At 66.9% G+C, this 12,720-nt stretch carries 11 protein-coding genes; all 11 read right to left on the bottom strand.

What is annotated here, in order from left to right; genetic code table 11:
- Positions 1 to 118 precede the first annotated feature (118 nt).
- The 11 genes from ACFWP7_RS01730 to ACFWP7_RS01780 all read right to left on the bottom strand — a co-directional run bounded on the left by ACFWP7_RS01730 (position 119) and on the right by ACFWP7_RS01780 (position 12,710).
- A complete protein-coding gene (locus ACFWP7_RS01730; protein WP_365439153.1) occupies positions 119 to 370 on the bottom strand; it encodes a hypothetical protein in 252 nt (83 codons plus the stop codon).
- A gap of 42 nt (positions 371 to 412) precedes the next feature.
- Positions 413 to 1,342: a type II secretion system F family protein gene (locus ACFWP7_RS01735; RefSeq protein ID WP_384374329.1), complete on the bottom strand. Its 930-nt coding sequence runs from the start codon at positions 1,340 to 1,342 to the stop codon at positions 413 to 415.
- Positions 1,339 to 2,322: a type II secretion system F family protein gene (locus ACFWP7_RS01740; RefSeq protein ID WP_384374817.1), complete on the bottom strand. Its 984-nt coding sequence runs from the start codon at positions 2,320 to 2,322 to the stop codon at positions 1,339 to 1,341. The genes ACFWP7_RS01735 and ACFWP7_RS01740 overlap by 4 nt, the downstream gene beginning before the upstream one ends.
- A gap of 2 nt (positions 2,323 to 2,324) precedes the next feature.
- Positions 2,325 to 3,638, bottom strand: coding sequence for a CpaF family protein (locus tag ACFWP7_RS01745; RefSeq protein ID WP_384374332.1), 1,314 nt, complete (start codon positions 3,636 to 3,638; stop codon positions 2,325 to 2,327).
- On the bottom strand, positions 3,635 to 4,498 hold the full coding sequence (locus tag ACFWP7_RS01750) for a hypothetical protein (RefSeq protein ID WP_384374335.1): 864 nt from the start codon (positions 4,496 to 4,498) through the stop codon (positions 3,635 to 3,637). The genes ACFWP7_RS01745 and ACFWP7_RS01750 overlap by 4 nt, the downstream gene beginning before the upstream one ends.
- A 20-nt stretch (positions 4,499 to 4,518) precedes the next feature.
- The gene (locus ACFWP7_RS01755) at positions 4,519 to 5,226 is read right to left on the bottom strand and encodes a hypothetical protein (RefSeq protein WP_384374338.1); all 708 of its coding nucleotides are present in this window, start codon (positions 5,224 to 5,226) and stop codon (positions 4,519 to 4,521) included.
- A 794-nt stretch (positions 5,227 to 6,020) separates the two neighbouring features.
- A complete protein-coding gene (locus ACFWP7_RS01760; RefSeq protein WP_384374341.1) occupies positions 6,021 to 6,506 on the bottom strand; it encodes a hypothetical protein in 486 nt (161 codons plus the stop codon).
- Between the two features lie 130 nt (positions 6,507 to 6,636).
- Entirely contained in the window at positions 6,637 to 6,894 is a 258-nt protein-coding gene (locus ACFWP7_RS01765) for a hypothetical protein (protein WP_384374344.1), read from the bottom strand.
- A gap of 71 nt (positions 6,895 to 6,965) precedes the next feature.
- The gene (locus ACFWP7_RS01770; RefSeq protein WP_384374347.1) at positions 6,966 to 7,505 is read right to left on the bottom strand and encodes an SMI1/KNR4 family protein; all 540 of its coding nucleotides are present in this window, start codon (positions 7,503 to 7,505) and stop codon (positions 6,966 to 6,968) included.
- A 58-nt stretch (positions 7,506 to 7,563) separates the two neighbouring features.
- Positions 7,564 to 7,950 carry a hypothetical protein gene (locus ACFWP7_RS01775; protein ID WP_384374350.1) on the bottom strand — a complete coding sequence of 129 codons (387 nt, stop codon included), beginning with the start codon at positions 7,948 to 7,950 and terminating at the stop codon, positions 7,564 to 7,566.
- 215 nt (positions 7,951 to 8,165) lie between these two features.
- On the bottom strand, positions 8,166 to 12,710 hold the full coding sequence (locus ACFWP7_RS01780) for a DUF6531 domain-containing protein (protein WP_384374352.1): 4,545 nt from the start codon (positions 12,708 to 12,710) through the stop codon (positions 8,166 to 8,168).
- Positions 12,711 to 12,720 lie beyond the last annotated feature (10 nt).

The following is a 12,720-nucleotide window of genomic DNA, read 5'->3' on the forward strand; positions in this document are numbered from 1 at the left end:
GGTGGGCGGATGGACTGGTGGGCGGGTGGGCGGATGGACGGGTGGGCGGATGGACTGGTGGGCGGGTGGGCGGATGGACGGGTGGGCGGATGGACGGGTGGACGAGTGGCCTCCTGGATCAGCAGGTACCGCTCTGGTTGGCGCCCGCGATGCAGTCCCCGACCTTGTTGGCGCCGTCGCTCAGCGCGGTGTTGATGATCGCGGCGACCACGCCGACGATCGCCACGACGACGGCGGAGATGATGACCCACTCCACCGCAGACGCACCCCGGTCGAGTTCGCCGGAGCGGGCACGCTGCACCCGGCCCTGGAGGAAGGTGATCAGGAAGTCCACCCCCGGGATCCCGGTGTTGAAGTTCCGTCCGTTCATGGTGAGTTGTCCTCTCGAATTCAAACGGGTAGGGAATGGACGTCAGACCTGGAACACGCGCATCGCGGCCGGAAAGATCAGGAAGACCAGGAAGCCGGCGCACAGCAGCAGCTGCGCCACGAGCATGGACTGCGACTTCTCGCCCGCGCTGCCCTCGATCTCGGAGAGTTCACGGTGGCGCATCGTCTCGGCGCGCGAGGCGAGCGAGTCCCGTACCTTCGCGCCGTCGTCCGCGACCAGTGCCAGCGAGGCGGACAGGTCCTTCAGCTCCTCGATGCCCAGTTCCTCGCCGAGCGAGCCGAGGGCCTGCCACTGGCTGACGCCGGTGATCCGGGCGTCGGCCAGCGCGCTGCGGATGCGCTGGGTCGCCCAGCCGTCGGAGATCTCGGCGGCCGCCATCAGCGCCTCGGGGAGACCCCGGCCACCGGCCAGGCTCATCGACACCAGGTCCAGATACGCGCCGATCACGCGCCGCAGGTCACGCCGTTTGTCGGCCGCGTCCCGCCGTACCTCCAGATCCGGGAGGAAGAAGAAGACGACCGCGAAGAGCAGGGCCAGCCAGACCGGGATGATCGGGCTGCGGCTGAAGCCGATCGTCCAGACCACCGCGAACAGGAGCGGGCCGAAGAAGACACCCCCCGCGGCCAGCAGGACCTTCGTCGCCAGGAAGTTCTCCCAACTCCGGTCCAGGACGGCCAGGTCGGCGCGGAGCGAGCGCAGCTCCCAGCCCTGCTGCAGATAGAACTCGGAGACGCGGACGCCCACGCGGGCCCGTGCGTCACCCAGCCGTCCGGCATCCTTACTGGCGGCGCCGTGGTGCGCGGACTCGTACGCCGCTCCCCTCGCCCGCATCGCGTCGATCCGCGCGACCTGCGCGACCGCGCTCTGCTTGGACGGCATGAGGGCGCGTACGAGGGCGTAGACGCCCAGGCCCAGGACGGCACCGATCAGGATCGGCATGGTCAGGTTCATCGGCGTACCGCCTCATCCCCAGAAACCGGCGTGCGAGGACGTACGAACCGCACCGACGACTCGTCCCGCACCAGGAACCGTTCCGGCGTCTCGATCGTCGACAGCTTGCGCAGCCACCAGAAGCCGAGTGCGAACAGGCCGCAGACGCAGGCCAGTACGACCTGCCCGACGGCGGTGCCATACGGCTCGACGAAGTCGCGGTTGAAGATGGACAGGCCGAGGACGAAGGCGATGGAGACCGCGACGACGATCTGGACCGAGCGGCGGGTCGAGGACCGCTGGGCCATCACCCGCTGCCGCATGTCGACCTCCTCGCGCGCCGATTTGGCCAGCGCGCCCAGGACTTGGCGCAGTCCTGGTCCGCGCAGCCGCGCGTTGAGGATGAGCGCGGCGACGATGATGTCGGCGGACGCGTCGTTGATCTCGTCGGCGAGGTGCTGCAGGCCCTCGGGGAGCGGCGTGCGGGAGCGCAGCCGGTCCACCAGCGCGTCGAGGTGCGGGCGCAGTACGGGAGCGGCGGCGCGGGCGGAGGCGGGGATCGCCTGCTCCAGGCCGACCGCTCCCGCGATGGTGTCGCGCAGCGATTCGGTCCAGGAGGCGAGGGCCTCCACGCGACGCATGGCGGCCTTCTCCTCCGAGGCGCCGCCGAAGAGCTTGTCCCAGAAGAAGACGAGGATCGCGGTCGCGATTCCGGCGACGGCCCAGCGGGTGAGCAGGAGGACGACGACCCCGGCGATGGCGGCGATCGAACCGCGCTGCCCGGCGAACCGGATGAGCTCGCCCGCCCGCTCACTCGCCTTCTGCTTCTCGTGTTCGGGCTTGACGGGCAGTCCGCGTACGGCGACGGCGAGCAGCGCGATTCCGCCGCCGACGGCGACCCCGCACACGAGCGCGAACAGGACGGACGTGGAGAAGATCCCGCCCATGGAACCGAGCGAGTCGAGCGCGGCAAGTGAAGTGCTGTGCGTGTCCTGGGTCATGGTCATCCCCAACTCCCGCTGCCCGGGAGCCGATAGCCCTGCTGGATCAGGTCGTCGAGGCACGCTATGGGCGCGTGCGGGACGATCCGGCCGTCCGGGGCCTCGGCGAACACCTCGCTGGACAGCACGCGTCCGTCGACGCCGTTGACCTCGCGGACGGAGGTCACCATGCGCTGGAGGCGGCCGCCCGTCTCGTAGTCGTTGCGCCGCTGGATGAAGACGACGAAGTTCACCGCTCCTGCGATGAGCATCTGACTGGCCTCGATCGGCAGCCCTTCCTTGGCCTGGAGGGCGTACGTGGAGATGCGGTTGAAGACCTCGCTGGAGCTGTTCGCGTGGATCGTGGACAGCGAGCCGTCGTTGCCCTGCGACATCGCGTTGAGCATCGTGACGATCTCGTCGCCGAGGACCTCACCGACGATGACGCGGGAGGGGTTCATACGGAGCGAGCGGCGCACCAACTCGGCCATGGAAATGGTGCCCTGGCCCTCGGAGTTGGGCAGCCGCTCCTCGAAGGCCACGACGTTCGGGTGCAGTTCGGCGAAGGTGTCGAGGCCGAGTTCCAGGGCGCGTTCGACGGTGATGAGGCGCTCGTGCGGCGGGATCTCGTTGGCGAGAGCGCGCAGGAGCGTCGTCTTACCGGAGTTCGTGGCGCCCGCGATCATGATGTTCTTGCGTGCGCGGACGGCGCACGCGAGGAAGTGCGCGACCTCGGGCGAGATCGTCCCGTTGCCGACGAGGTCGGACACGAAGACCTTGCCCATCCGCGCACGACGGATGGAGAGTGCGGGCCGACGTGTCACGTCCATGACGGCAGACAGTCGCGAACCGTCCGGAAGCCGCAGGTCGAGCTGCGGGTTGGCGGAGTCGAAGGGCCGGGAGGACAGACCCGAGTACGCACCGAGGATCTGGATGAGCTCGATCAGCTCCTCGTCGCTCTCGGCGACGGAGTCGCCCTTGACCTCGCTGCCGTCCGCGTACCCGACGAAGACCTGGTCGTACCCGTTGATGTCGATGTTCTCGACCTCGGGGTTGTCCAGCAGCGGCTGCAGGCGGCCGACGCCGAAGAGCGCGGCGTGCACGGCGGCCGCGTACTGCTCCTCGGTCTCCGCGTCGAGAGGTGTCCTGCCGAGGTTGATCTCGGTGCGGGCGTAATCCTCAAGTATCTGAGCGATCACCGCACGCGCGTAGTGCCGTTCGTCCTCGTTGGACATCGGCGTGACGCCGCGGACCTGGTCCTCGCGGCGCTGCTCGGAGATCCGGTCACCGGCGTCCTGCCGGAACCGCTTGACCAGCTGGTGGTCGACCGCGGTCATCGGCCGGCCCCGGCGGCGGGCTGTCCGTGGGGTCCGGGAACCTGACCGTGCGCGGGTACGGCCCAGGCGGCGCCGTACTGCTGATACAGGTCCGAGGTGACCTTGCGGGCGGAGCGGATGAGCAGCGACTTGTCGAGCCGCCCGCGCTTGCGCCCGGCCAACTGGTCGGCGCCGGAGGGGTCGTCGGCGAGCGTGCCGACGACCCGCGCACCGGTCTGCGCCGCTACGAGCATGTTGTTGACCTGGTGGACGAGCTTGGCGGAGTCGCTCGGCTCGGCGATCAGGATGACCCCGATGAGCGGGTTGGCGAGGGTGGCCGCGCCGCGGCCGCCGCCGTGCAGCTTGGCGGAGAGGGCGGCGGCCCGGTCCCGGACACGGGCGATCGCCTCCGGCTCCGTGCGCGAGAGCAGCAGTACGAGGGCCGCGTGCGGGAAGAGTTCGACGGCGGGGGTGTCTCCGCTGATCCGGCCGCAGTCGGCGATGACGTCGGCGGGCGCGTGCGGGGAGTCGGCGAGCTGCGCGAAGGCGCGGCCCAGAGTGGGCCACAGCCCGGCGAGCCCGGTGGCCTGCTCGGCCACACCGAGCCCGACGAGGACTTCGAGCCCGCCGCTCAACGGCTGTACGTGGTCCCAGAGTTGATCTGGTACGAGGCCGCGGCGGGCCGTCGCCGCTATCGACAGCATGCCGGTGTTGGGGTTGAGCGGACCGCCGTGCGCGGCGGCGCTGCGGTACACGAGGTCACCGCCGGCGGGGTCCGTCTCGGCGAGCAGAACCCGGCGGGGCCAGACGGCCGACAGGGCTACCGCGGCGGTGGTGACGCCGGGGGAACCCTTGTCGGCGGCGAGGGCGATGAGCGCCATGTCTCTTTACTCACTCGCCTTTAGTTGCCGGGGATCAGAACGAGAGCGACTTCGCCGGCCGAGGAGGCCTGAGCGACAGCGGCCGCGTCGTCACTGTCCACGGTGAGCGTGACCGGGAGGCTGGTGCTGCTGATCGTGCTGTCCGTCGTCGTCTTGACGTTTTTGACCTCGGCCCGGTCGACGATCAGTGTGCTGTCGGCGCCCCCGGCACTCGATGAGCTGCTGCCGGCGCCGCTGTCCCCGCTGACGCGGTACACGGCCACGGTGTCGCCCGACTTGATGCCCACGGGGTACTGGCCCTCCTTGAGCGCGAGGCCTACGGAGGCCTTGCCCTCGGGGATGGACGGGACCTCTTCGAACATCTCGCCGATGACGAGGGTTCCGTCGTAGATCGGCGACCTGGCCGTGAGCTTCTTGAGGGTGTCGACCTGGGCCCACCTGATGTAGTTGACGCCGGTGTCGTCCGCGACCATCACGGATTTCACGTTGTCGCCCACGGAGTCCCCGGCCTGGATGTTGTCCGTCACCTGAACGACCTCGATCCGGTCCCCGGCGCGCAGCACCAGCATGGTCGCGCCCAGCGCACCCACGAGGATCAGCAGCACCGCGAGAGCGGCGAGCGCGGGTTTGCGCTCGCGAGGCGGCGCGGGAAGGCGCTCGCCCATCGCCGGGTGGACCGGCGCAGCGGAACGGTTGTTGCCCGCCCCCGTACGCTCTTGGATCTTCACGCAACCGCTCCCCGTACACCCAAGAAGATTTCGACCGATTACCGCGCCAACCGGGACACTCCACCCCGGCCCGCCCTTGCCCGGACGTACCGCCCGACCTGGCCGAACAGCCAGCGCGGAAGCGAGTCTCAAGCCATGGCACCGTATCAGCCGCGCATAAGCCCCTCAAGGTGCACCAAGGCTCTCGCACCCCACAGAGGCCGACGTTATACAGCTGCAATGAGGGGCGGGGGCTGCCGTGTTGAGTAAGGGAATCCGGGAGGTGAAGGTGCTGTGCAGCAGCGAATCCACTGACGTGCCGCCGCGGTCGACTCGTTACGGGGTGTACACGAGGCCTGCACGAGGTGCTCACTCGTGGAGGCGGGGTGGCGTGATCTTTCAGCCACGGGGGTGACGAACGAGCGGAAGGGGCAGCCCATTTCGTGCCCGTGAGTTCTGTCGAATGTACCGGTTGGGGGCGTTTCGGGCGTGGTGATCCGAGGGCGGGCGGCAGGCACGTTTTCCGTGGTCACTTGGGTGTCGAAGTCTGTGAGGACCGCGCCTGCGCGCGCTGTTCCGCTCACCGGTGGGGTGCCGAGGCCGGCCGTGGCGACCGTGCCGGAGGACACCGCGCACTCATCTACGCGTGGAAGCGCCAGAGTTGGAAGCGCGCCCACTGTTGCAACTCGACATGCAGACCGTGCGCCCGTCGATGTCGAGACTTCCCCCGGACCGCCGGCTGCGAAGCCGGTACCCGCCGCCTTCAGCCAAGGGGGACGGCCCCGGCGCAGAAGCCACCTCAGCGGAACGCCCCGTCACCACAGATCCGAGGGGAGGTTCTCCCTCACTGCTTCTCGAAATTTCACGAATCTGCTGGACTCGTCTTCGATGAGTTCGAGCATCTCGAAGGCGTATGATGCCGCATCGATATCGCGACCTGAGGAGATCTCCCCGTAAAGAAGCCACGAGCCACCACGAATAACGCCGAGGCATTCTTCGGCAATATCATCCTGCTCACCGTTGGCCAATGCGTGGAGGACCAGCATCAACTGGCGCCGATGCTCTACAGGGACCCCCCGCGCCAAGGCAGCCATGACGAACGACGCCGTTGCGACAGCAGGCTGCATGAGGTTCGACTGCACGAACACATGATTGTCAGCCCATCCTTCGCCTGCCCGATCTGGCGGCGGGCCATCCAGTGAGCGAAGGAAATCCACCGGAATATGCTCGCCGGTCCTGCGGCATCCACACGTCATGAGCTCCCAGTCCTGCCGGGCGATCTCCATGCTCAGAATGTCCATGATTCCCACGTTAGAACCCCCCAACTCCCGCCTGGCTCCGCGCGCATGTCGGGTATGAACTGCGACGGTCGTAGCCATATCGGCATGATGGGAGAATTCCCGTTGATTCCAGCGAGCGCCTTCGCCCAAATCACAGTTCAATCGGGCAATAGGCCAGAGCTTGGTCCACTACTTCCTCTGCCGTGAGCTCAGGATCCGAGTAATAGATGATATCGGTAACGCGGGGATGCAAGAGACTGCCTCTCAATTCCTCTACGAGTTCACCTTCCTCATCTTCTGGAAGGGTTGCGGAGATAAGCTGCTCCACCATTTGAATGAGCTCATCGCGGGTTTTCGATGTCATGTAGCGCGTCTCCTCGACTTGATCCTGCTTATCGCGTTGGTTCATCCACGGAGGCGCGTTTCCCGTCGCACGTCAAAGCTCCTATGGAGGGCGACGATCTCGCCCCATCCAAAGGTTCAGCGTCGCCGCGCGTCCGGAGGCGGGTAACCCTCGAAAACAGGCTCGGCCCTGACGAAGCCCTTCGGGAAGACATCCACGCGATGCGCCCCGGACAATACGGCCACCAGGAAATCGACGATACCGCCGTCGAAGTGCGACCACTTCATGTTGCGTGCACCGTTCGCCACCACTGTCCAGGAATTCGGCGCACCCTCCGGTCGTGTCACCCAGTAGACGGTGTCGCCGTTGTCCGTCTTGCCGACGGGTAGCAATTCATCGGTCTCGTAGGGGATCTTTCCCCCACTTTCCCGGAGGTCATCAAGGATCTCCGCGGTTCGGTCCGCGGATTCCACCAGGCGTGTCGGATAAAAAGGCGAGCTGGGCTGCAGGATGTACAGAAAGTCATTGAACGAGCCCGGTCCATATCGTTCTACGAGCCACTTGTAGTCATCAGGCAGCGTCGTTCCCAGTGCATCCTCGACCTGGGACCAGTCGACATCCACTTCAACATCGTCGGGTGGCGGCACCAGCCGCGGGAGGTCGTCCTGCGCGGTCACGGCGTCCCCATTTTCCCGAAGCCGAACATCCATCAAGGATCGCATGCGATGAGCAGACTCAGAAGCCCCAGGGATTGGGGTGCGGTGTGAGGGACGGATCCTCCGACCAGACCAGGCGGGCCTCGATGTCGTCGCCGAGCAGTTCGACCAGGCAGTCGACCGCCCAGCCGTTCCAGTAGACGCCCCCGCGGTACTGCGGCACTCGGAACGCGGGTAGCTCGGCGGGGAGCGCGTCCGGGAGGAAGACCGCCTTGGTGATCTCGCCGGTCGTCTTCTTCGGTTTGGACGAACGCCGCGTATCCAGGCAGTCGACGATCCGCTCCACGAGATAGACGAAGTACTCGTCGGATTCGGAGGATTCGTTGCCGTCGATGACGACCGGCACAAGGCGTCCCGCCACCGGCAGTTCGCCCGCCAGCGCATCGGCAACACTTCGACTGAGCACGGGAGCACCCGGATATCCACACGGGAACTCACCCTTCCGCCAACGCGGATTCCCGTCCCAAGAGCCGCTGAAGGACGTCGGAAGGTCCAGCTCGGATCCGCTGATCTGCCAACGAATGAGTTTCCTTAGGGAACTTCCGAGAAGCAGGGTGCGAAATTCGCCCATGCGCGGCAGCAATCGATAGACAGAAAGGTTCTGTTGTGGATTTTCAATCATTATGGTGCCGTCCAGGCTGCAGTCGGTGAAGGTACGCCGGTTGAAAGCTCGCCCCCAACCTCACGTCCGATACCTCGCAACTCCCGTCGGAGTTCGGTGCGGATGGCGCGTGCACCGAAGCCGCGGGCTGTCCTGTCCTCCACAACCTGCTCCAGACGCTGGTTGACTCGTTGCAGGAAGGGCTCGCGGTGGGTGAAGTTGTGCGGGCTCGGGTGCCCCAGAGGTATGCCGTTCGCCGCGTCGTTGACATCGACTCCATACCTTTCCAGCAGGTCACGGCTTCTGGCCCCGGGAACCCAGTGGCCCATATTGCCTCCGGACGGAACGATATGCGCCGCCGCCTGGCCACGGCTCACCGGACGCCCCTCGCGCCGCATGTTCCTGCGCAGCCGCCTCGCGTTCTGCCGACAGGTCAGGAGACCGAGATAGTCGATCCAGAGAAGGGGGTTGAGGACGTAACCGCGCGGGTTGGGCCCCGCGGCCAGGCCCAGCGGATCCGGGCTGAGGTACGTCGCGGTCGTCGGGTCGTAGTGCCGGAAGTAGTTGTAGTGGAGCTCGGTCTCGGGGTCGTAGTACTGGCCCGGGAAACGCAGGGGCGTACAGGTCTCCGCGTCCGCACTCCACGTGGCCAGGCCCCAGAGAGTGGCGGAGGCACGCCAGGCGATGTCGCCGTCCTCCGAGACCAGCTCAGTCGGCGTGCCGACCAGATCGGTGACGATGGCGAAGAAGCGTTCGTCGACGATGTGTTGGGGTTCGTTGGCGGAGATGCGGCGTTCCGTCTGGGCGACAGGCCTGGTGTCGTCGCGGTCCCAGGTGAGGGTGACCTCCTCAAGTCCGCCGGCCGTACGGGTGGTCTGCTCCACGAGATGGGGACCGTCCCAGGTGAAGCGGGTCTCCTCGACAACAGTCGAGCCGTCGGGACCCAGGCGCTGTTTCGCCGTACGACGTCCCATCGGGTCATAGAGATAGCGCCAGACCGTCCCGTCCGGGGTGACCACCGAGGTGAGGGAGTCCTCGGCGTCCCAGGTGTAACGCCAGATGTCGGGCTTGCGGGACAACCGGGTCTTGCGCCGCAGGACGACCCGGCCTGCGGCGTCGTATTCATGGTGAACGGCACCAGCACGGGTGATGCGGTTGCCGTCATAGGCGCGGTCACCCCGCGCCTCGGGGGTGGGTTGCCGGTCCGGCCATGCGGCCCGTGTCTGGTTGCCGGACTCGTCGTACGCGTAGGACTCGGTCCAATCCGCGGCCCGGACCCCGGTGACACGGCCCGCGCCATCGACGTCGAAGGTCCGGCGTCCGGAGGCACGGTCCTCCAGCGCGGAGACACTGCCGTCGGCCCGATAGGTATAGGTCTCCTGCTTCAGCGCCCTGCCCGCAGCGGCCAGGGTGCGGCTTGTGAGGCGATCCTCCGTGTCCCAGGCCTGTGCGAGGGTGAGTCCGTGGTCGCCGAGTCGGCGGTTGGTCTCACGGCCGAGGGAATCGTACGTGGACTCGAACGTGCGCCCCGCCGCAGTGAGTGTGGTGCGGTTGCCTGCGGCGTCGTATGAGTACGTCGCGGTGGCTCCCGTGGGCGTGATGCGGCATGTGGGGCGGCTCAGGGCGTCGTACGTCGTGGTAAGCACACGTCCGTCGACCACCTCGGCGGTGATGCGGCCTGCCACGTCGTACTGATAGGCAAGAGTGACATCCGGACCGGTGGCCCGCAGCAGACGACCGTTCGGGTCATGAGCGAAGACCGTCGCCCTGCCATCCACCGTCTTCTCGACCTGGTTGCCCACGATGTCGTAGGAGAACGCCATCGTCTGCCCCAACGGGCTTGTGCGGCTGAGGAGTTGGCCCGCCGCGTCGTAGATGTGGACGAGGGTCCGGTCGTCGAAGTCGGTCTCCGAGGTGCGGTTGCCCGCCGAGTCGTAGACGTAGTCCCAGGTGAGTCCGCGTGGATTGGTGACCCGGGTGAGGCGCAGTTCGGTGTCGTGCGTGAACGTGTGGCGGGCCCCGCCGGGGGTGGTTCGCGTCTTCAACAGATCGAAGCCGCCATAGGTGAAGCAGGTGACCTGGCCCAGCGCGTCGGTGCGGGTGAGGCAGTTGCCCTCACCGTCGTACGTCCAGGCCTCCGTGCTGCCGTCCGGGTCCACACGGGAAGCCTGATGCCCCTCGACGGTCCAGGTGAGGTGGGTCGTGGCCCCCAGCGGGTCGGTGAGGGCAGCGTTCCGGCCGAAGGGGTCGTACGCCAAGCGCGTCACCGCACCGAGTGGATCCATCGACGAAACCGGCTGACCCGCGGTGTTGTTGACGTAGCGCTGGACCGCACCCGTCGGTTCGGTCAGTGAGGCCAGGGCGCCCGTCTCGTCGGGCGTGAAGACCACCGTCGCGCCCGCTGGGTCGGTCATGGACGTACAGTTGCCCCGCTCGTCCCACTCCTGTCGCATGACCGTGCCGTCGTAACCGGTCAGTTCCACCGGCAGGTTCAGCTCGTTGAAAACCGCGGAAGAGGTGGCTCCGTCGGGCAGGTGGACGGTGGTCAGGTTGCCGTCCTCGTCCCACTCCATACGCGTGGTGCGGCCCAACGCGTCTGTGCGGGAAAGAAGTTGGTCTCGGTGATTCCATTCCTGGACGGTGGTGCTACCCAGCGGATCGGTCTCGGCGACCAGTTGGTAGGCGTCGTTGAACTCGTAAAGGGTGGTGTGCCCCAGGGAGTCGACTGCGGTAGTGCGGTGCGCCACCTCGTCGTACTCGAAGGTGTAGTCCAGGATCCCGTCGATGCCGCGTCCCGCGACGCAGCGCCCGGCTTCGTCGTACTCGAAGCGGTACCAGGCACCGTTCCGGTCCTCCCAGCCCGTCATGCGGCGGCGGTCGTCGTAGGTGAACTTCAACGGCAGGCCTGAGGAGTTGTAGATCTCGGCGAGATCCCCGTCTTCGTCGTAGCCGTACCGGACCAGGGTGGGCTGCTCGGGGTGGCTGCGCAGGTTCAGCTCGGTGATGCGGCCGTCCTCGCAGGTCACGCCGATGCGGTACCCGCCGTGATGAGTGATCTCCTCGGGAGTGCCGTCGGTGGCGTATGCGACCGAGATCGTGTTGTCGTTGCGGTCGCTGACAAGAGTCAGGAGCAGTTCGGACGGCGACCCGTCAGCCAGCGCACGGAAGCGCAGGGTGTGGCCCGTCTCGGGACGGTGCACGGTGAGTTCGCCACCCTGCCATTCGAGCGGCCAGTGCGGGCCTTCCACCGGGAGCACAGACACATCGGGTTCGGGTACCGGGTACGTGAGGACCATGCCGTCATCGACAACGAACCGTGCCCCGCTCGCATCGAGCAGCAGCCGCTGGTCGAGAGTGGAAGTCCAGCTACGCCCCAGGAGGCGACCGCTGCGGACGCCGGTGCGATAGTGACGCTCGAAGAGCAGCGGCAGCATCCCGTCGAGGGCAACGTCGGTGGCCGACATGACCATCTGGCCGGTGGCCATGTCGATCGGGTCACCGCGGGTGAGGAGCTTCTTCATCTGGCGGCCCAGGGAGCGAGTGCTCTTGCCGAGCCCCTTGGCCCCAAGGGCCATGCCTTTGAGGCCCACCTTGCTCAGGCCCTTCAGGCCCTTGGCCAGTCCGCCGAGGGTGGTCAGTCCCTTCATGCCGGGTATGCAGTCCAGAGCCGCGAATGCGACATCCCATAGAGATGCCTGGCCTTTCGCGTATTTGTTGAGGGTGTCGGCGAGTACGACGAGGGCCGCGATCAGCACGATCGCGCCGAGGATCGGCCCCCCGATGATCATCGCGACGATACCCAGCACGGCTACGACGACTTTGCAGACCGTGACGATGGTGTCCCAATTATCGGAGAACCAGTCCCCGACCTCCTCCCACCACTTCCGGTTACGGATCCCCGCGTCCGAGGCTTCGTCGATCTTGGTCTTGGCCTCCCGCGCCGCCTCCTCGCGCATGGTGCGGGCGTCCTCGGCCATCTTCTTCGCCGCGTCCAGCGCGTTCTGTGCCGAGCTGACGTCCGACTGGGCGGACGTCTGGGCCGACTTGGCATGCTGCGCGTCCCGGGTGGCTGCCCGGACCTTGGCCTCATCGGGCTTCTCGGTGCTCTTGCTGCCGGTCGGGTCGTCCTTGTACTTGTCGGCTTCCTTGCCGGCCTTCGTCACCCACGAATCAGCCGACGAGAGACGGGACTTGGCCGAGCTCAGGTCGGCCTGCGCCGCACGCCCGTCGGCCAGCGCCCGGTCGGCGAGGGCCTGCGCACGCTCCAGCTTCGGCCAGTACGCCGCCAGCGCATCCCCCGCCATGTCATACGACGTCTTCAGCTTCTTCAACTGCTTCGGCACACCCGAAAACTGATCCTGAAACGCCTTCGCGGACTTCCCCGCCCACTGCAGGACCGCCTCCTCGTCCGCCATCCCCTTGATCAGACGCAGCCCGTCCCCGACATCGTCCGCGAAGTCCTGCAGATTCTTTGCCAGCGACCGCACCCGGTCCGGATCACCCGGCGTCGGGTCCTTGTCCAGATCCAGAACATGCCAGTCCCTCGGCCGATTCACCACGTTCATCCCCCGTGAC

Origin of the sequence: Streptomyces sp. NPDC058470 (assembly GCF_042721055.1) — a bacterium.
Taxonomy (GTDB): domain Bacteria; phylum Actinomycetota; class Actinomycetes; order Streptomycetales; family Streptomycetaceae; genus Streptomyces.